Source organism: Paenibacillus psychroresistens, from assembly GCF_009728935.1.
GTDB classification, from domain to species: Bacteria; Bacillota; Bacilli; order Paenibacillales; family NBRC-103111; genus Paenibacillus_AC; species Paenibacillus_AC psychroresistens.
The window spans coordinates 7,251,827-7,271,459 of record NZ_CP034235.1 but is presented as its reverse complement, the minus strand read 5'-3'; the positions used below and the strand labels follow the sequence as shown (position 1 = coordinate 7,271,459).

Below are 19,633 nucleotides of genomic sequence, written 5' to 3'. Positions count from 1 at the left end.
AGTTACATAATTTAACAGGGGTTGTGCATTTTGGCGATATTATTTAGAATTCCTGTGCTATTCGCTGCTATTAATCAACTACAGCTAAGTATTCTTTTCATACAGGCAATGTATGCAAAAGTACGATTAGTACAGTATTTATTGAATAGCAGCTTAGCTATAATGAGCTCATTCCTTAGAAAGGAAGGGAGATAAGTTGAAGTTTAAACTAATTTGAAAATGGAAAAGGAGATGAATTTACGATGAAGGCAAAGGCAAAACGTAATTGTATTCAGCTGGTATGTGCTTTATTAGTGCTCGGTTTGTTGTTTCCCGCTTTATCTCAGCAAACTGCATCTGCGGCTACTAAAGACGTAACTACTTTTGGAGCAACAGGGACAGGTACTTCAGATGATACTGCCGCTATTCAAAGTGCAATTAATGCTGCTGTTTCAGGCGATACGGTTTATTTTCCTGCCGGTACTTATTACATCAATGCATCGTTGCTTCCAAAGTCAGGTATTAAGATTAACGGTGTCAGTAAAACGACAGCGATTATTAAATTTAATGGCAGCTCGGGAGCACCGATGATTTACATGCCTATTACTTCCAATATCATTAATGTTGAAATTTCCAATTTAACGTTAGATGGAAACAGCGATCCGCAGGCGGAGAGCGGCATTGAAGCACACAACGGGACTGGACATAATATGCATGATTTGATTGTTAAGAATTTTGTCGGCCTCACTACTGATTTTGGGCCATTCGGGATTTGGTTTGAGGGAACGAGCGGCAGTATGAGCTATCTCAAGGGGGTAAAGAATAGTACTATTGCGGATAACACCTTTACTAATATTGGAACGGCTAATGAATGGGGCGGAGCCGTTCGGATGGGCTGGGGCTCGACAGGTAATAAAGTTCTGCGCAATACCATAACTAATACAGGACGCGGAGGAATATTCGCACATGACGGATCTTCGGGTTCAACAATTCAGAATAATACAGTTACAGGATCAGGAATGAGTCCGGATGGCGAGGGCTTAAGTATTGAATTAACCGCTTTTTCGGGCAATGCAGTAATCGAGGATAATAGTGTGGATCATTGGATTAGCTTGGATGAATCTGATTATACAGCTGTGCGACGAAACACAGTAAGCGATACTAGCGGTGTTGTGAAATTCATTGGTTTAGAGGCAGCGACTACCAGCAATAATATTTTTACCGATAATATGGTGAATGGCGGGCAGCAAATCGGCCTTTCCGTTTCTAATGATGGTGTTAAACAGCATAATTATTGGGCCTATAACACGGTACAGAATATGGTGCAATGGGGGGTACAGATTCAAGGTGATACCGGCGCGCAATATCAATATTTCTACAATAATACGATCATGACCACACAGGCAGACCATCCAGCAGCGGAATACCCGAGTGATGCGGGCTTCGGATTCCGCTTTAATGGGAATGCGACATACTTCACTTTAGATAATAATCAGATAAAGAACAATGAAGCAGCAGGGATTCAAGTAACAAGTACAACAGGCGTTGATAAAATCAGTTTTGTGAATAACACGATTACAGGCAACACAGATCAGTCGATTGATCAATACCCGGCTGCAGCTGCAGATCTGGAGTGGAGCGGCAATACAGTCAGTGGTAACGGAACCAACACACAACTAACTTCACGAGGATTCAGCAATCCTAAGCCAACTGCTAATTATACCGCTGTAACTACAGCAGCCGTTGGAGCAACAGTAACATTCACTAATACATCCACAGATAATGTGTCCATTGGCTATTCTCTATGGGATTTTAATGATGGAATTCCCGCAACAGTAACAAGTCCTACGCATGTTTTTAATAAAGCAGGAACATACCGTGTATCGTTGGTTGTTTGGGATAACTTGGGGAGAGGTGCAAGAGTAACGAAGAATATTACGATTACCGGAGGATCGCCAACTCCAACCCCAACGGCTACACCAACAGCTACTCCAACCCCAACGGTTACTCCAACGCCAACACCGACACCAACACCACCGCCGACCATTCATCTTGAAGCAGAAAGCTATAATTCAATGAGCGGAATAAACAATGTAGGTGATGGTATTAACAGTTGCGATAATGGTGATTGGGTAAGATTTAATAATGTTAATTTAACGGGTAAAACAACCTTTAAAGCCAGAATTGCAACTCAGAATTCAGGTAGGCATTTGGAGGTCAGGCTGGGTAGTCTTACAGGTACTAAAGTAGCTGATATAACAACGATAAACACCAGCAATCTGGACCAAACTTTAAGCGCCGCCTTAAGTGGGGCAACAGGTACAAATGACATATGGATTAAATTTGTAGGAAATACCGTTGGGGAATTGGATTGGTTTGAATTTCAATAAATGAGGATCGTACGGATCTAAACAAGCTCATCTAGCTAGTTTGGATCCGTTTTTTCACGAACCTTGCGAGACTAACAGGAGGGGAATCAATGGACAGTACTAATGAAGTCAGTGAGCGGCTGCGTCAGGAAATAGCTGAAAAAGCATCTAACAAGCTGACAGAGCTGCAAATGGAAGTAATCATGGAAAGCTTAGATTTAGCGCAGGATTATGCTATTCGAGCTACATATAAACCGGATGAATTTGCTGGTTGGATTACATTGCGGAATTATGAATCCAAGCATGCTGGATTAGGCCAGCATTGTATTGTGGATACAGGAATATGCATAATTAGCAGGGATTTGGAGTTTGGGAAGGATACACATTACGATTATAAGGATAATGGAATTGCCATTCTTAATGAAGAGAAGCGAATAACCAATTTCAATACAACCGAGGTTATTGTTTCCCTATTTAAATCACATGAGTATAGTAGTTTTGCGACAAAAGAAGTCGATCAATATTCTAATCATTTATATCTATTTATACCAAGGAGATTAATCGATGAGCCAACTGCATGAATTAACTGTGTCCGAACCGATTGTGATTACAGAAGATGGAACTGTCATCTCTAAACTGAAAATTATCAATCCCGAGGGCTTTGCTATCATTATTAAAGCCAACCATGTAACCATTCAGGAATGTGAAATAATCGGAGCTATTAATTTATACGGTTCAATCCATGACATTACCATTCAGAATAATTACATACATGATTTGACGCCTCAGGGAGAGATCTCTTATATCAAACAATTTGCCGGCATAACAACAACAGAGGGAAACAGGTGGGATAACCCGCTCATACAGCCAATGGGGGCTGAGAATATCACGATTCGCGGTAATTATTTTGAAAACTGCCCCACTGGAGCTTATTTAGTTGAATGCAAGGGTCCAATAACGTTCAGTGGAAATTTCAGCAAAAATCATAGAGGTCCGTTTCCGCGAGGACAGATGGTTCAGTTTGCGCTTTGTGATGGAAGCTTGGCGCAGATTCTAATTGAGCATAACTTTTCTTACGTAGACCCCAAATCTCCAGATCAATGCAAGCGAGAAGCAACCGGCTTTGGTGCAGAGGATCATATTAATGGTTACTGCAGCACCGGCTCGGAGCTTTTCCCTATAAGGGTTCGTAATAATTTCATATACGGCTACAGCTCCTCCTCTTGTGGCTCAGGTATTATGCTGGGTGATGGTGGAGGAGGGCATTATCAGATCATGGAGAACAAGGTTTATCAAACAGGCAATGCCGGTATTGGCTTGAGTGGCGGGCATCATTGGCTGGTCAGGGCAAACCGCATTTATCAAAACCCACCTGCAAGCCAATATAACGGAAAGGGACTGCAAATCGATAATTACGGAGATGCTTTTGGGCCACCTATCCATGTAGAGGATAATGTTGTTTATTGGATGTGTGGAAAAGGCGATGGTTCGCTGCTCTGTACAATCGATAAACTTGTGAGCTTTACAAATAATCATTTTGGTAATGCGAATGCTTTCGGAGAGCTAGACCTCCTGCCGCCTCAAGTACCCTCCGGAGCAATTGAAGGTCTGCTAAAGCCATGGGAAGTATAGGCGAATAGGTTTTCATGCGAATTGAATGAAAAAGAACAGTAATGTATCTATTGTACAGTTTATTTGTGCATGGAAATAAGTAATGAACAGTATGACCTCCGAGGGCACTGTGCCATTATGAATATAAGTAAGAATACTAAATCGATTGTTGATGAAGGGGAATTCGATATGAAGAAATTAACGACTTCCGTAGTTGGTGGCGGACAAGGAGGGCGCTTAAGCATGCATGCTTTAAGTGTCTCGGAGCATTTTGAGCTTGTGGCCATCGCGGATTTAAGACCCGAGGTTTGCGAACAACTGAAGCTTACTTATCCTGGGATTGCAACGTTTGCCACACATCAAGAAATGTTTGCTGAATGCCCAACAGATGTTGTCTGTGTTAGTACCTTTCCTCCATCACATGAAGAAGTGACTATGGATGCTTTAAAGCTTCCTTTAAAGGGGATTTTAGTGGAAAAGCCATTGGGCCATACAGCTCAATCAGGACGAAGGATTTTGGAAGCCATTCGCAGTCATAACATTCCAATAGCAGTCCCACATGGCTTGCTGGTCAGGAAAACACCAATCGAAATTATTCGGAGAGTAGCTGCAGGTGAAATTGGAGAGTTAAAGCTAGTTGAAATCCAGAATACGAAATGGGACATTATTAATGCAGGAATTCACTGGCTGCACTTTTTTGTTATGTTGACTGGCAATGAACCGCTAAGCTATGTTATGGCTCAATGCGAAACCAGTACACATACGTATAGAGATGGCATGCAAGTGGAAACCACAGCTGTAACGTATGCACAAACTCAAAGCGGTATTCGCGTTATCATGAATACAGGTGATGACGTGCTTATAAACCGAGCAGGGAAAGATACATTGTTCAGAATTATTGGAACGAAAGGGCAAATAGAATTCTGGGGCTGGGAGAACGGATATATGCTGATGAATGAGAAGCATGCTGCAACCACGCACATCATTCCAGATGAATTTGAAACTACAGGCCACCAAAGACATTTGGAGAACATGGCTGCTATGATAGATAGCGGTGTCAACGATTACAGTATGGCGGAAAGCTCCTTATCTGCGCTTGAGATTGTCGAAGCTGCCTATTTATCAAGCCGTTCAAATAGCAAGGTGACATTTCCTTTTGATGAGTTCATTGTTCCTGTTCAGGATGAAATTTGGATAGCAGGTATTCCATATGATGGGAAAGCAGTGGGAAGGGATGGCAGAAAGCTATGAGTCTTATTGCATTTGGTATTATAGGCGCTGGATGGCGCGCAGAATTCTATCTGAGAATCGCCGAGCAATTGCCGAATCGGTTTCGAATAGCAGGTATGGTTGTAAGAAACGAACAGCAGGCAGCAGGCATTGAGAAGAAGTGGGGTGTCAAAACCTTTCGGAACATCGATGATATGTTAAGTCAAGCTGATCTAAGTTTTGTAGTTGTGAGTGTACCAAGAGCAGTCGCACCGTCCATTGTGTTAGAGCTTGCTAATAAAGGAGTAGCGGTATTGTGCGAGACACCTCCTGCGGATCGGTTGGAGGATTTAATTGCTTTTAATGAGGCAGTTGGCAGCCAAGCCAAGGTGCAAATCGCCGAGCAATATCTGTTTCAACCCAATCATGCAGCTCGGTTGAATATTGTCCGTTCAGGCAAGCTTGGAGCTGTGAGTCAAGCCCAGGTTTCAGCCGCTCATGATTATCATGGTATTAGTTTACTGCGGCAATATCTCGATCTGCATTATGAGGATGCAACCATTCGTGCAATCTCGTTTACTTCGCCCATTGTGGATGGACCCAACCGCGAAGGCGACCCCAAAGCGTTGTGTCAAACAGAATCATCGCAGGTAATTGCCAGCTTTGAATTTGGTGATAAGCTGGGTGTTTATGATTTCACGGGCGATCAATATTTTTCGTGGATTCGCTCACCCCGACTGCTTGTTCGTGGAGAAAAAGGCGAAATAAATAACCATCAAGTTAAATACTTGCTCGATTATTCAACTCCTGTTGATCTTGAATTAAACAGACTTCATGCTGGAGCGGATGGCAACCTAGAGGGATTTTACCTGAAGGGAATATTATGCGGTGAGCACTATGTATACCATAACCCTTATATACCGGGCCGATTGACAGATGATGAAATTGCCATTGCAACTTGCTTGGAGCGTATGGAGCAGTATGTCTCTGGAGGGCCTGGATTCTATAGCTTGGCGGAGGCTTCGCAGGACCATTATTTAACGCATATGCTTAATAAAGCTTTGGAAACCAAAGAACCGGTCCGTACCTCCCGACAAGTCTGGGCTATTTAAATAACCTAATTGACAAAGCGAAAAGACACCCATAGTATGAAATAGAATAGTCTTCGGCAGGAGGTATAGAATGAGCTTATTGAAAATGTACAGATCGCGCAAGTATCTGCATCGCATCCTCATTTCTATATCTCTGCTAATGGTCTTATTCCTATTCATAACATCAACTGCGCTTTATTATATCGCGAGATCACAAATGTTGGATCAAACCCATAGTGCTAACCAGAAGGTCATGTATCAATTTAGCAACAATCTCTATCAAACCAATGAAATGGTTAAAAATTTAGCGACCTCGATGTATTATAACAATGATATGGTAGCCTTGATGAACAGCAAATCGCTTGAAATATTTGATGTCATTAATCGCCAATCGGAGTTAGATCGTATTGTGCATTCTTCTTCCTTTTTACAATCCATCATGTTTTATAATGGTTATCTCGATAAATTTTATTATGGCACGAATGCCGGCAGCTCGGATGAGTTATTGTTTCAGAAGATAAGACAGTTTCTGAAGAAACCGGATCAGGTCAAAAAAATGCAGCTTATTCCGTTAGTAAGTCCTAATATGGAGGATGGAACGGCGGATGTCGTTTCCTATTTTATGTATAACTCCCTAGGTGGTTATTCGCTTAAAGAGAGTATATTAATCATGAATGTTAAACCACAATGGTTATTCGATACGATTAACAAAATCAATACGCTCTCCCATCTTGAAGAGTCTCACGTTTTTCTAATGAGCAGCAATGGTCAAATGATTAACTCAGAGCATAAACAGCTAAGCTTGACTCTCAAAAATGAGATTCAGGAGCGTATGCGGGCTGGAAAAGCCGCGGATTATTTTATTTATAAAGATAAAGGCGATACTCAAGTCATCACCTATCTAACAACGGAAGTAAATCAATGGATCGTTGTTAATGTACAGCCTTACTCATCCATTCTGGGAAGCGTTAACAAAATGCGAGATACCTCCATTGTGGTAACGCTTATTTTTCTAGTGCTCTCTTTAATTCTTTCCACGGTGGTGAGTCATAAGCTTTATCGTCCAATTAATGGCTTGTTCACACAATTCAGTCCTGGTCCGGATACAATGGAGCCAGCTAAGAATAAAGATGAGATCTCATATATGTCGACTATCCACAGCCAGATTACGGAAAAGCTGAAAATGATTCAAAAAGAACAGGATACCAAATTCAACATCGTCGAAAATTATCATTTGAAGCAGCTGATTACGGATAGCTCACTTGTTACTTTGGCGGAATGGAAAGACTTTCTTGGAGAGAACTCATTTCTAATCAACGGCAAATATAAGCTGCTATTATGCCTTTTGAAGATTGATGATTACAAAGCGTTTAAAGAACGATTGAGCACCCAGGATCAGAAATTGATCAGCTTTGCTATTGGTAATATAGCTGACGAAATTGTAGGCAGCCAATATCCATGTAAAACCGTCGAGATGAGAAACGATGAGTACATTATCTTAATTGGGTTGCCGACAACGCCTGGGAGATCAGCTGCGGAAATTCACACTCGTTTGCAAGAGGTCCAAAGCATCATTTACGACTACTATCGGTTTTCTTTGACTGTAGCGATTAGTGAGGAAGTTGGGCAATGTCTGGAGCTTTCAAAACAGTATCTGTACGCGCAGAAGGTCGCCAAATACCGGCTTATTTTTGGAAAAATGGCCTTGATTCATCCTGCTATGATCTCTGAGCATATGAACAATCCAGATTTTCAAATAACTAACGAGCTAAAGAAGAAATTGGCTGAAGGTATTAAGTCGTCACAGGATGGAGAGCAACTGAGCGAGCTCCTCCAAACGATATTCCAGAAGATACACAAGTTTGATTATGATAATATTATTCACACAATCCTCGATCTGGTAGGTCTGGTGAAAACAACACTTGTCGAGATGAACAACAATAAGCTACAGACGCTCGATGTGGATCTTACAATCTTCATACAACGGATTCTAGAGAAAGAAACTCTGGAGGAAATATTCGAATTATTCAAGCAGCTGATTACCGATATTTCCAATAAACAGGATGGCCTCAGTGAAGACCGCAATCATATCTTAATTGCAACGATTAAAGAAATAATTGAAACAAACTATTACGATATGAATTTAAACTTACAAGGGATTGCTTCGATACTAAAAATGTCGCCGGTATATATAGGCAGAGTATTTAAACAAAGTGAGAACACAACCCTATCCGAGTTTATCAACGATATTCGCTTAGGAGTCGCTCTAAAGCTCCTGCAAGATAAATCCTACAGCATCAATATAGTGATGGAGAAAGTGGGTTATGTCAATCAAAGCTACTTTTTCAGACTATTTAAAAAGAAGTTTGGTACCACACCTAAGGAATATCGCTTGAAGAAATCCATAACGTAGCCAAAGAGTGGGGTGAACCTGCTCTTTTTTGTGTGCAATAGAATAGTTAAACAGTAAAGTATCCATTGTACAGCCTAAATGTATATGTAAATATGCTTATTACTGTAGGCTGCACTAAATGTTTATGCCAAGATGAAAGCAGGTTCAGAAAACGAAACAGCCAGGAAAAGGTGAGCAGATGAATCCCCAAAAAAGCAGCAGATCACTTTGGAAAGTATTCAAGAAGAATGGAGAGCTTTTTACACTAACGCTTCCAGGTTTGATTTATGTGCTGATCTTTGCTTACATCCCTATGGTCGGCATTATTGTAGCCTTTAAAAATTATCGTTTTGATAAGGGGTTATTTGGAAGCGAGTGGGCAGGGTTTAAGAATTTTGAGTTTTTCTTTGTTTCGGATCAAGCTTGGATCCTAATCCGCAATACGATTCTATACAATGCGGGCTACATTGTGATTACAGCCTTTAGTGCAATTTTACTAGCTCTTTTACTTAATGAGGTTAAGGGTTTTGGGATTAAAATTTATCAGACGATTATGTTCCTGCCTTATTTTGTATCTTATGTGCTTGTCAGCTATATCACCTATGCGTTTTTGGATCATCAAAACGGGTATTTAAATGAGCTGCTGCAAACGGTATTTTCGGCGAAAACGATTAGCTGGTACACGGAGGCGCATTTTTGGCCCTTTATTCTCAACATCGTTCATTTGTGGAAATCCATTGGGTTTTCTACATTAGTATATTTTGCAGCTATTATCGCCATCGATCCAACCTACTATGAAGCAGCAAAAATCGATGGGGCTTCAAGAGTGCAAATGGTGATGAAAATTTCCATCCCTTTAATTACACCTGTAGTTGCAACCTTGTTTATCTTAAGCATTGGCAATATGTTTCGTGGTGATTTCGGGTTGCATTATTTTGTGCCGAATAACTCTACATTTGTTTACGATGCTACGGATGTCATTGACACCTATGTATATCGTGCACTGCGTGTGATGGGGAATGTCAGTATGGCGGCGGCAGTTGGTTTGTTTCAGTCGGTTGTCGGGTTGATTCTAATTGTGCTGACTAACTTTCTGATAAAAAAAGCAAATGAAGAAAATGCGATGTGGTAGGAGCTGAGTGCGTGATTATTAGAAGACAAACAACACCGCAAGAGGAAATATGGATTCATCTGCTCTTCATCTTGGTTTCTATAGCGATCCTTATCCCATTTCTCTTGGTTGTATCCATCTCGTTGACCAAAGAGCAATCTCTACTAGATAACGGCTATCAAATAATTCCGCATGTGTTTTCACTAGATGCGTATAAGTATATTTTACAGTCACCGATTATTTTGTTAAGAGCCTATGGGGTAACGATTTTCGTTACGATTATTGGCACCATTGCCAACTTACTGATAACCGCAATGGCAGCTTATGCCATCTCCCGCCGGGATTATGCCTTTCGTCAATTGACGACGTTTTATTTCTTTTTTACGATGCTGTTTGGGGGGGACTTGTTCCGTTTTATATTCTGATGACTCAATATTTGCACCTTAAAGATACAATTTGGGCTTTAATCGTGCCTGGTTTGTTGGGACCCTTCAATCTTATTATGCTAAGGGTTTTCATGCAAAGCATCCCGAGTGAAATCATAGAATCAGCTAAGATGGATGGGGCAAGAGAATATAGAATTTTTTTCACCATTATTATTCCGCTATCTACACCAGGGCTGGCTACCTTAGGCTTGTTCATCTCATTTGGCTTTTGGAACGAATGGTTTAATGGTTTGTTATTTATTAATAACGATAAGCTAATACCGCTCCAGCTCCTGCTTGTAAGAATGATGAACACGATTGATTTTCTAACAACTAAACGCGAATTTATTCGTGGCTTGCACATTGATCGAGCGTCCTTTCCCTCCTTATCGGCCCGTATGGCTATGGCCATTCTTGTCGCTGGACCAATGCTGATTATCTTTCCATTTTTTCAGAAATATTTCGTCAAGGGATTAACGATTGGCTCGTTAAAAGGGTAAAGGCTGATTTAGCTGGCTAGAGGATTTTATATTATATTAGGAATAAGCTCGGGAAAGAGAGGGGAACGAACAGCATCCTATATATAAATGGCGATAGTATTAACGAAAATTTGGGGAGGCCAATTCACATGAATAGAACGTTTAATAATGCTTTAAAAATATGCTTCGTGTCTATGCTTTGTTTTACACTGGTTTTAAGTGGTTGTACTAAAAAAGCAGCAACAGACGATGCAGTCACGACTAGCATGGCTCCAACTGCTACAGCTGTTGCAACTGCTACAGCGGCTCCTTCTGCGGCTCCTGCTGTAGAAACGGCAGCGCCTACAGAAGCTCCCCAATTAGAGTCGGTTACTTTAACCTGGCACTATCCGCAGCCGAATGCACAAGCAGACTTAAAGGCAGTTGAGGAAGCGGTTAATAAAATTACCCAAGATAAAATAAAGGCAACCATTAAGCTAGAGCCATTTGATTTCGGCGAATACGAGGATAAAATGAATACGATTGTCTCGGCATCCGATGATTTTGACATCGCGTTTACAGCTAATTGGTTGTTCGACTATTCTTCCAATGCAAGCAAGGGTGCTTTTGTTGCTTTAGATGACCCCGCTACTAATTTACTTGCTCAATATGGCACCGATCTGGTACCGCTTATGCCGGAATTGATGTGGAATGACACCAAGATTAACGGTAAAATGTATGGCATTCCTTCCTATCAAATTGCTGCAAAGGCAACGGGCGTTTTAGTCCAAAAGCAATTTGCTGATAAATATAAGCTGGATTTAAGCAGCCTTCACAAATATGAGGATTTAGAGCCGTTCTTAGAGCAAATTAAACAAAATGAAAAGGGCATTGTTCCTTGGGGCAATGCACAGTTCTTTACTGGAGCAATTTATGGCTTCGATGATACGACACCTGCAACGATACGTCAGAATGATTCTACTTATACGGTTGTAGATATTGCCTTTACAACGGAATATGAACAATATTTAAAGCTGGCTCGAAGCTGGTATCAAAAAGGCTACATCCATCCGGATATTGCAACAATGAAAAATCCGGAGGAGGAATTGCTAGGAAAAGGCAAGGTTGCTGCAGCGTTTGACCCTACCTCAAAGCCTGGAGTAGAAGCGGAGGAGAAAGAAAGCTGGGGCGGAAATGAACTTGTAGCACACCGCATTACAGAGCCGATGTTTACTGGGGCAACCTCTGGACTCAATGCCATCAGCAGAACCTCTAAGAATCCAGAAAGAGCCATTATGTTCTTAAACCTGGTTAATTCAGATAAGGATTTATACAATTTACTCAGCTTTGGGATTGAAAATAAGCATTATACCAAGGTAGGTGAGAATACGATTAAAGTATTGCATGACAATGGCTATGCTCCAGATACCAATTGGGTTATTGGAGATGTATTCAACGGTTATTTACAAGAAGGCCAGCCTGCAGATACTTGGGAATTGACCAAGCAGCTGAATTTATCTGCTAAAGCTTCACCTTTGCTAGGATTTTCATTTAATGAGGAACCGGTGCAAACGGAGCTTGCGAATGTGGATGCTGTTGCAGAAAAATATGCGATTGGACTGGAATCCGGAACCCTAGAAACAGACAAATATTTAGCAGAATATCGTAAAAAACTAAAGAGCGCGGGCAGCGAGAAAATTGTAGAGGAAAAACAAAAGCAATTGAACGCTTGGTTGGCGACTAAAAAGTAATAAAAGTTTAGTGAGAAACCCGCGTTTTGCAGATAAGCTGGCAATGCGCGGGTTTTATAATGAAAGGGAGGTAGAAGAATGAAACCAAAGCTGTCCCTTGGAAGCTGGGCTTTCGCGTTTGGTCCTTTTGCTAATGAACCATGGCCGTTTGAACGCGTACTGCAATATACAAGTGAAGCGGGCTATAACGGAATTGAGATCAATGGATTCTCCCCCCATCCTACGGATGAGGAATTCGATACTTTAGTCAAGCGAAAAGAGCTTTGCAAGCGGATAGAAGCATACGGATTGGGAGTGTCAGGCTATGCCCCCTCGTTTGTTGAGGTTCCGCCAGATAGAATTCCTGCAGAGCTCTATGTGGAAAGAATCAAACGTGCTGTTGCGTTTGCTGGCGATTTGGGCACGAATAGAATCCGCATTGATACTGTCAGTGCACCGAGCTCTTTAACGGAAGAGGCATTCAAACGTAGATTTGAGCATCTTTCGCAGGTATGGAGAGCAGCTGCTGAAGCTGCGGGGGCAGAAGGGGCAGAAATCGTTTGGGAGTTTGAGCCCGGATTCTGGCTGAACAAGCCATCGGAAGTTCTCGCGATGTGTCATGCGGTGGATTCTCCGTATTTTAGAATATTATTCGATACAAGCCATGCCTATATGGGGGCTGTTATGGCGGCTAAGCATTTCGATGGCACTGAAAATCTGGAAGGTGGAGTAACCGCTTATGCAAAGCTATTAGCCCCGCATATAGGACACTTTCATCTGATAGATTCGGATGGCACATTGCATAACGATGAAACGAGTACACATGCTGAATTTGGCAATGGGTTTGTAAACTTTCCGCAGCTTCTCCAAGAAACAGGTCCTTTATTCTTGGATATGGAATGGTGGGGTGTGGACTTCTGTTTTAATGCAGAGGTGGAGGTATGGGGACGTAAGGCTGTACCCTATATTCAGCAGCTTATTAGTGAGGTGCACTCAAGTAAATGAAAACAATGAGAATAGGGATGAACCTCTTGTTATGGACAGATTCGCCCGCATTTATTAAGCATGAGGAACTGGTCTGTACACTGCATAAATGGGGATTTGATGGTGTGGAATTTCCTGTGGCACCTATGTCACATCAGGATATTAGCGCTTTTTCTTCCTTGTGCGACAGCTTAGGTCTGGGACGAAGCGCCATATTGGCTTTGGATGCAGAAACGGCAGATCCGGCTAGCTCGGATCACCGTTTACGGCTTGCAGCATTGAATGAAATAAAACGTGCAATTGATAAGAGTATAGCTATTGGGGCAAATGTGCTTTGTGGCCCTTTATTTCAGGGTTTGGGACGCTTTACAGGCGCAGCTCCAACTCCGGCAGAGTGGGGGTGGTCGGCAGAGACACTCCGGTTAGCGGGCGAATATGCGTTAGAAGGTGGAGTGAGCCTGGCGCTAGAACCTCTAAACCGATTTGAAATGTATATGGTTAATACCATGGAGCAGGCAACCCAATTTGTCAAAAATATAGCACTTCCCAACGTAGGCTTACTTGCAGATACACATCACAGTAATATCGAGGAGAATCATACAGCAGAAGCATGGTCTAAGTCTTATGAGTCCATTGTGCATGTACATATATCCGAAAACCATAGGGGAATGCCAGGCAGCGGGCATGCGGTAACACAGGGGGTATTTGAGCTGCTTTTGAAGCGTAACTATGAGGGATGGTTAACTATAGAAGCTTTTGGCCAAAGTGTTGTGAATTTAATTCCGAGGCTGCATTTGTGGAGAGCATATGCTGAGAATGAGGAGCGTATAGCACGCGGAGGTCTTGAATTTATTCGCAGTCAAATACTACCCGTGCGGGAATAAGGAGAAGTGGGAGATGCCAAGAGTCAGGGTGAACGGAATTGATTTGAATTATGAGGAGAGAGGCAGCGGAACTCCATTAATTCTGTTAATGGGTCTTGGTGCGGATGGGTCAGTATGGGAAGAGCATGTCAAAGCTTATGAGCAGCATTTTCGCTGTGTACTTATCGACAATCGTGGAGCAGGGCAATCCGACAAGCCTCTGGCCCCCTATTCAACTCGACTTATGGCAGAGGATACGGCTGGGCTCATGGATGCCTTGGGGATATACAGCGCACATGTTGCTGGAATTTCAATGGGTGGCGCTATAGCCCAAGAATTAGCATTGCTGTATCCGGAACGCATACTTTCACTTACTTTGAATTGTACCTGGTCTCATTGTAATGCCTATATGAAAGCTGTCTTTAGTATGTTAAGCGATATGTATGCAATGGCTAAACCAGATGCTTTTGCAAAGCTTTTGAATCTTTGGATTTTCACACCGCAATATCACGATGAAAACGGCGAAGATTTACATAATCGCGAAGCTGAGGCGCTGGAAACGATGGGAAGAATGCCAGCACATGCTTTTAGTGCACAATGTGGCGCATGTGCAGAACACGATACGCGTGGAAGGCTTGCTGATTTGAAGCTGCCTGTTTTTGTGACAGTAGGGGAGAAAGATATATTCACACCACCGGAGCATTCATTAGCTATTGCCGCAGAGCTAACACATGCAGAGCTAACTGTTTTTGAGGGCAGTGGACATACGCATCATTGGGATAAATTAGCTAAATTTAATCAACTGACACTGGCTTTCATGTTATCGAATGAGAACGGGTCTAACTAGGAGGATGTGAGTATGGGGCTGCTTTTTGGTTGTCAAACCTATACCTGGCAAATGTCATTTGAGCAATATAACAATTCGCTGGATCATATTATGGACGTCGCCGCTGCGAGTGGGTTTGCCGGAATTGAAGCAGAGCTTTGCATGCTCGGTGATTATTACAATGCTCCAGAACGATTAAAGCAAGCGTTAGCGGACCGTGGATTAAAGCTTGCTGCGCTGACACTAGCCCTTCCTTGGAGGGGCGAGCATGAATCAAACGAAGAAATGGTTGAAGCGGAGCATTTAGTGCAGTATCTGCGTCATTTTCCTCAGGCTATTATGGTGCTCGTCCAGCTGCCTTGGGATAATCGAGATGATCTGCGTGAGCGTCAGGAGAATTTACTGTCGATCTTGCATACTGTTTCCGCAAGAGCCAGGGATGAAGGGATTGCTTGCGCTTTCCACCCCAATTCTCCTTCTGGCTCGTTATTCCGTATTATAGAGGATTACACCTTCTTATTTGAAAGGCTAGATCCTAAAGTACTTGGTTATGCACCTGACTCCGGTCACATTGCAAACGGTGGGATGAATCCAATGGACATATTCCGCAGCCAGAGGAAAAACATCACACATGTACATTTTAAAGATTATGCAGTTAAGGATGGCTGGAAGCCTATGGGCGAAGGTGGCATAGATCATCTGGAAATTGTCCGGTTTTTGCGGGAAACGGACTATAACGGATGGATTATGGTTGAAGAAGAATCGGAGTTGGCTGTAGGTGAACCGGATCTTGTTACGAAACAAAACGGAGCTTATGTGATAAAAAAACTAAAGAGATTATCAGGGAAGCACATTGTATTTGTTTGTGGAGAAGATGAGTATAAGTCCGAGCAAACCTTAGCTGAGCTTGCTAGAGAAATTCAGCGTTCACATGATGCTGCGATTACGATACTAACTTCCCAGCCTGATTCCACGGCAATAGATAATTTACCTGGTTTGGAGGTGCTTGAGCAAGCTGATCTTGTTGTATTCTATCTTAGGTTTCGACAGCTGCCCGAAGAGCAGTTTAAATATATTCGGCAATACATTGAGGCAGGTAAGCCGATCATCGGATTCCGCACCAGTACACATGCTTTTAACTATCCTCTAGGACATCCGTTGGAAAGCTGGAACCAAAAATTCGGGATTGAGGTCCTTGGCGCACCTTGGATTCAGCACTTCGGACATTCGTCCTTTACAGATGTCAGCCATAATTGGGGCAGCCTGAATCACCCTATCCTTAAAGGAGTTTCCGCTCGTTTTTTCGTACGATCGTGGCTTTATTACGTTCATCCGTACCCCCCTGAAGGTACCGAGATTCTCTTGAACGGTTACTCCGTACATCCAGAAGAGTGGGCGCTTGCTGGGGGGAATAAATCACGGATTCAACCTGTTGCTTGGACACGGACGCATTGCGGTGGAGGCAAAGTGTTCATGACGACCTTGGGGCACCCTGAGGATTTTGAGCAAGAAGCATTTAGGATATTAATAGTTAATGGTATTTATTGGTCATTAGATTTGGAGGCGAAGGTATGAGAATGGTGGCGATAACGGGACAGAAGCAAATAGAGCTTGTAGAGTATGAGAAGCCTAAGCTATTGTTGGACAGTTGGGCATTAGTTAAGATACATGTCGCACCTATGTGCGCGGAATATAAATCCTTCTCCGAGGGCCATCGATGTGTTGGGCTTGGACATGAAGCTGCAGGCGAAGTGGTCGAGGTTTCTCCCGGCAGCAAAGTGAAAGTCGGCGATCGTGTTGTGGTTATGCCCCAATATCCTTGTGGAGAATGTGTGTTATGCATAGCAGGAGATTATGTACATTGTGAGCATAACCTGGACTATGGAGCTTCAACCATGACGCAATATATTGCTAAGCCGTCGTGGCTGCTCCCGAAAATTCCAGATGATGTATCCTATGAAAAAGCATCGTTGGCTTGCTGTGGTTTGGGCGCTTCATTCGGAGCTATGGAGAAGCTGGGAGTGAATGCATTTTCGACTGTGCTTATCAGCGGATTAGGACCTGTTGGTTTAGGGGCGATTGTTAATGCTCAATATCGCGGCGCAAGAGTCATCGCCGTTGAAATGAATGAATATCGAGTTCAACTGGCGCGAGAAATGGGAGCAGTCGACATTATTGATCCGCGGAGCAAGAATGCCGTTGAACAGATAAAGCTGCTTACTGGAGGTCGAGGAGCTGATTGCGGTATTGAAACATCTGGAGTTATCGCGGCGCATCGTTTACAAATTGATGCTATTGCGCGTGGTGGCAAAATTGCTTTTGTAGGCGAATGCGGTGATGAAACAATGATTCGAGTCAGTCCCGATTTGATCCGAAAAGGGATTTCATTAGTCGGATCATGGCATTATAATCTGAATTCTTATCCTAGAATAATGCAAGTGATTCAAAATTCATCGTTGGTAGATAAATTGATATCGCATGTATATCCCATGAGTAAAACTCAAGAGGCTTTTCAAACTTCCTTATCCCAACAATGCGCGAAGATATTATTAAAGCCCTGGGAGTAAAAATTCAATTTATTAAAAAAGCTGCGAGATCATCTCGACGGCTTTTGTTTTATGTGCGTATGGATAAATTAGCTGATTATGTTATTCTTATTAGTAAATCAATGTCTGAGGCAACCAACTGAAAGGAATTATAATCTATCATGAGCCAGCCAAACCAACTACTAAAAAGCACTTATCCATCAAGTCGAATCTGGACAGCCATTATACTAGGGTCTTTAGCATCATTTGGTCCGCTTTCAATGGACATGTACTTACCAGCATTACCTAATCTTGCTAGTGAATTGCATGCTACAACATCCGTTACGCAATTGAGTTTAACAGCTTGTTTGCTTGGTTTAGCGCTAGGTCAATTGATTGCTGGACCGATTAGCGATGTACGAGGTCGCCGACTTCCTTTAATTATAGGTGTGGCTATCTATGCGATTGTTTCGTTACTTTGTGTTTATTCGACTTCCATAGAGATTTTTATCTTACTTAGATTCATTCAAGGATTGGCAGGGGCAGTTGGTATTGTTATTTCGCGAGCAAGTGTGCGTGATCTATATTCGGGTGTGGAGCTGACTAAGTTCTTTGCATTGCTTATGCTGGTCAATGGGGCTGCGCCTATATTAGCACCCATTCTGGGAGCTGGGATTTTAGAGTTCACCTCATGGAGAGGTGTTTTTGGAGTATTATGTCTATCCGGGGTATTGATGCTGCTTGGAGTCATATTTGGTTTAAAAGAAACGTTGCCAGTGGAGCGGCGCTCTCGTGGTGGGATTCGCAACACATTGAAGACGTTTCGTAGATTAATGAGGGACTCAGCTTTTATGGGATATGCCTTAACACAAGGCTTTGTCATGGCTGCCATGTTTGCCTACATTTCTGGTTCATCCTTTGTTCTGCAAGAGCTTTTTGGGGTGTCACCTCAAATATACAGCTTAATCTTCGGACTCAATGGTGCAGGTATTATTATTGCAGGACAGATTGCAGGAAGATTAGCAGGACGAGTAAGCGAGCGTAAGCTGCTGGGAACGGGACTGGTTATGTCAAGCAGTGGAGGGCTATTATTACTTGTGGCGGCGCTAACCCATCAGGGACTTTATTTGATTCTTCCGGCTTTATTCCTTGTTGTTTCCAGTGTGGGGATAATTGCGACAATGACCTCATCTCTAGCACTGCAGAGTCAAGGCCAATCCGCAGGCACCGCCTCAGCTTTATTAGGGATGCTGTCTTTTATTATTGGAGGTATTGTTGCTCCGCTTGTTGGTATTGGCGGCACCCAAACTATCCTGCCACTCGCGATTGTGATGGCTGTATTAGTTTTAGCGGCAGTTACCTGTTTTATTACCCTATCTAAGAAAACATCTATTAAAATATAATCTTTAGATTCGCACATCAGATAAAATAGAGGAGACTGTTCAGTTATGAACGAAAATGTATTATTCGAGGATCGATTTAATGAAGCAACTCTAATGGATAATTGGTCATGGGTTCGCGAGATGGGCATTAATTGGCGTATTGCTGGAGATGAGCTGCAGATTCTGACTCGACCAGGGAGTTTAATGGAGGACAGCAATAATGCAGAGAATGTATTAATTCGCCCGCTTTCGAATACAGCCAAAGGATTTTCGGCAAGCGTTTCATGTGAGCCGGCTGCTCCTTATGAGCAAGCAGGTTTACTCTGGTATTACGATGATGATAATTATATCAAATTGGTCAAAGAACTGGTGGGTGAAGAACTCGCCGTAGTTGTAGTGCGTGAAGAGAACGCAAAAGCGAGTTTGTTAGGTAAAATAGCATTAAGCTCCGTTACAGATCCAATTGAGCTTCGGTTTTTCGTTGTGGATGAAGTAATTACAGGGCAATACCGCTTATCTCCCGATACGGATTGGACTATAGTTGCCCAGTGCCCGGGTTATCGACTGCAAGAATTACAAGCAGGATTGTTCACACATGGTGGTGTGATGGATGTCGATCGATGGGTTAGATTTTCTGGGTTCAAGCTCTTTTAGTAGGTTGATCTAAGTAAATATAGA

General features: G+C 42.6%; 17 protein-coding genes. All 17 read left to right on the top strand.

The annotated features are described in order from the left end of the window. Nucleotides 1-242: 242 nt before the first annotated feature. The 17 genes from EHS13_RS32725 to EHS13_RS32650 all read left to right on the top strand — a co-directional run bounded on the left by EHS13_RS32725 (nucleotide 243) and on the right by EHS13_RS32650 (nucleotide 19,609). Complete coding sequence (locus EHS13_RS32725) at nucleotides 243-2,369, top strand: carbohydrate-binding protein (protein ID WP_155704374.1); 2,127 nt, start codon at nucleotides 243-245, stop codon at nucleotides 2,367-2,369. An 89-nt stretch (nucleotides 2,370-2,458) separates the two neighbouring features. After that, complete coding sequence (locus EHS13_RS32720) at nucleotides 2,459-2,929, top strand: hypothetical protein (protein WP_155704373.1); 471 nt, start codon at nucleotides 2,459-2,461, stop codon at nucleotides 2,927-2,929. Next, nucleotides 2,913-3,980, top strand: a complete 1,068-nt coding sequence (locus EHS13_RS32715) for a right-handed parallel beta-helix repeat-containing protein (protein ID WP_155704372.1) — start codon at nucleotides 2,913-2,915, stop codon at nucleotides 3,978-3,980. Before EHS13_RS32720 ends, EHS13_RS32715 begins: the two co-directional genes overlap by 17 nt. 117 nt (nucleotides 3,981-4,097) lie before the next feature. Continuing rightward, a complete protein-coding gene (locus EHS13_RS32710) occupies nucleotides 4,098-5,210 on the top strand; it encodes a Gfo/Idh/MocA family protein (protein ID WP_227013653.1) in 1,113 nt (370 codons plus the stop codon). Beyond that, nucleotides 5,207-6,280 carry a Gfo/Idh/MocA family protein gene (locus EHS13_RS32705; RefSeq protein ID WP_155704370.1) on the top strand — a complete coding sequence of 358 codons (1,074 nt, stop codon included), beginning with the start codon at nucleotides 5,207-5,209 and terminating at the stop codon, nucleotides 6,278-6,280. The genes EHS13_RS32710 and EHS13_RS32705 overlap by 4 nt, the downstream gene beginning before the upstream one ends. Nucleotides 6,281-6,350: 70 nt before the next feature. Next, a complete protein-coding gene (locus tag EHS13_RS32700; protein WP_155704369.1) occupies nucleotides 6,351-8,672 on the top strand; it encodes a helix-turn-helix domain-containing protein in 2,322 nt (773 codons plus the stop codon). 178 nt (nucleotides 8,673-8,850) lie between these two features. After that, nucleotides 8,851-9,783: an ABC transporter permease gene (locus tag EHS13_RS32695; protein WP_155704368.1), complete on the top strand. Its 933-nt coding sequence runs from the start codon at nucleotides 8,851-8,853 to the stop codon at nucleotides 9,781-9,783. A gap of 11 nt (nucleotides 9,784-9,794) precedes the next feature. Then, nucleotides 9,795-10,187, top strand: coding sequence for an ABC transporter permease family protein (locus EHS13_RS37045; protein ID WP_227013651.1), 393 nt, complete (start codon nucleotides 9,795-9,797; stop codon nucleotides 10,185-10,187). Next, entirely contained in the window at nucleotides 10,187-10,687 is a 501-nt protein-coding gene (locus tag EHS13_RS37040; protein ID WP_264373564.1) for a carbohydrate ABC transporter permease, read from the top strand. The genes EHS13_RS37045 and EHS13_RS37040 overlap by 1 nt, the downstream gene beginning before the upstream one ends. Before the next feature lie 128 nt (nucleotides 10,688-10,815). Further along, complete coding sequence (locus tag EHS13_RS32685; protein WP_155704367.1) at nucleotides 10,816-12,396, top strand: ABC transporter substrate-binding protein; 1,581 nt, start codon at nucleotides 10,816-10,818, stop codon at nucleotides 12,394-12,396. A gap of 78 nt (nucleotides 12,397-12,474) precedes the next feature. After that, nucleotides 12,475-13,380, top strand: coding sequence for a sugar phosphate isomerase/epimerase family protein (locus EHS13_RS32680; protein WP_155704366.1), 906 nt, complete (start codon nucleotides 12,475-12,477; stop codon nucleotides 13,378-13,380). Then, on the top strand, nucleotides 13,377-14,243 hold the full coding sequence (locus EHS13_RS32675; protein WP_155704365.1) for a sugar phosphate isomerase/epimerase family protein: 867 nt from the start codon (nucleotides 13,377-13,379) through the stop codon (nucleotides 14,241-14,243). The genes EHS13_RS32680 and EHS13_RS32675 overlap by 4 nt, the downstream gene beginning before the upstream one ends. A gap of 13 nt (nucleotides 14,244-14,256) precedes the next feature. Further along, the gene (locus tag EHS13_RS32670) at nucleotides 14,257-15,069 is read left to right on the top strand and encodes an alpha/beta fold hydrolase (protein ID WP_155704364.1); all 813 of its coding nucleotides are present in this window, start codon (nucleotides 14,257-14,259) and stop codon (nucleotides 15,067-15,069) included. Between the two features lie 12 nt (nucleotides 15,070-15,081). Next, nucleotides 15,082-16,623 (top strand): TIM barrel protein, encoded by a 1,542-nt coding sequence (locus EHS13_RS32665; RefSeq protein ID WP_155704363.1) that lies wholly within the window; start codon nucleotides 15,082-15,084, stop codon nucleotides 16,621-16,623. Further along, nucleotides 16,620-17,615 carry a zinc-dependent alcohol dehydrogenase gene (locus EHS13_RS32660; RefSeq protein ID WP_155704362.1) on the top strand — a complete coding sequence of 332 codons (996 nt, stop codon included), beginning with the start codon at nucleotides 16,620-16,622 and terminating at the stop codon, nucleotides 17,613-17,615. Before EHS13_RS32665 ends, EHS13_RS32660 begins: the two co-directional genes overlap by 4 nt. Before the next feature lie 140 nt (nucleotides 17,616-17,755). After that, nucleotides 17,756-18,976 carry a multidrug effflux MFS transporter gene (locus tag EHS13_RS32655; RefSeq protein ID WP_155704361.1) on the top strand — a complete coding sequence of 407 codons (1,221 nt, stop codon included), beginning with the start codon at nucleotides 17,756-17,758 and terminating at the stop codon, nucleotides 18,974-18,976. A gap of 45 nt (nucleotides 18,977-19,021) precedes the next feature. Further along, nucleotides 19,022-19,609: a beta-xylosidase family glycoside hydrolase gene (locus EHS13_RS32650; protein WP_155704360.1), complete on the top strand. Its 588-nt coding sequence runs from the start codon at nucleotides 19,022-19,024 to the stop codon at nucleotides 19,607-19,609. Nucleotides 19,610-19,633 lie beyond the last annotated feature (24 nt).

Excerpts from the sequence above, each read along its gene's own strand:
- EHS13_RS32655 (WP_155704361.1), top strand. The coding sequence starts at position 17,756 with ATGAGCCAGCCAAACCAACTACTAAAAAGCACTTATCCATCAAGTCGA.
- EHS13_RS32660 (WP_155704362.1), top strand. The coding sequence starts at position 16,620 with ATGAGAATGGTGGCGATAACGGGACAGAAGCAAATAGAGCTTGTAGAG.
- EHS13_RS32680 (WP_155704366.1), top strand. The coding sequence starts at position 12,475 with ATGAAACCAAAGCTGTCCCTTGGAAGCTGGGCTTTCGCGTTTGGTCCT.
- EHS13_RS32685 (WP_155704367.1), top strand. The coding sequence starts at position 10,816 with ATGAATAGAACGTTTAATAATGCTTTAAAAATATGCTTCGTGTCTATG.
- EHS13_RS32700 (WP_155704369.1), top strand. The coding sequence starts at position 6,351 with ATGAGCTTATTGAAAATGTACAGATCGCGCAAGTATCTGCATCGCATC.
- EHS13_RS32705 (WP_155704370.1), top strand. The coding sequence starts at position 5,207 with ATGAGTCTTATTGCATTTGGTATTATAGGCGCTGGATGGCGCGCAGAA.
- EHS13_RS32650 (WP_155704360.1), top strand. The coding sequence starts at position 19,022 with ATGAACGAAAATGTATTATTCGAGGATCGATTTAATGAAGCAACTCTA.
- EHS13_RS32720 (WP_155704373.1), top strand. The coding sequence starts at position 2,459 with ATGGACAGTACTAATGAAGTCAGTGAGCGGCTGCGTCAGGAAATAGCT.
- EHS13_RS32710 (WP_227013653.1), top strand. The coding sequence starts at position 4,098 with ATGAATATAAGTAAGAATACTAAATCGATTGTTGATGAAGGGGAATTC.
- EHS13_RS32665 (WP_155704363.1), top strand. The coding sequence starts at position 15,082 with ATGGGGCTGCTTTTTGGTTGTCAAACCTATACCTGGCAAATGTCATTT.
- EHS13_RS32725 (WP_155704374.1), top strand. The coding sequence starts at position 243 with ATGAAGGCAAAGGCAAAACGTAATTGTATTCAGCTGGTATGTGCTTTA.
- EHS13_RS32715 (WP_155704372.1), top strand. The coding sequence starts at position 2,913 with ATGAGCCAACTGCATGAATTAACTGTGTCCGAACCGATTGTGATTACA.
- EHS13_RS32675 (WP_155704365.1), top strand. The coding sequence starts at position 13,377 with ATGAAAACAATGAGAATAGGGATGAACCTCTTGTTATGGACAGATTCG.
- EHS13_RS32695 (WP_155704368.1), top strand. The coding sequence starts at position 8,851 with ATGAATCCCCAAAAAAGCAGCAGATCACTTTGGAAAGTATTCAAGAAG.
- EHS13_RS37040 (WP_264373564.1), top strand. The coding sequence starts at position 10,187 with ATGACTCAATATTTGCACCTTAAAGATACAATTTGGGCTTTAATCGTG.
- EHS13_RS32670 (WP_155704364.1), top strand. The coding sequence starts at position 14,257 with ATGCCAAGAGTCAGGGTGAACGGAATTGATTTGAATTATGAGGAGAGA.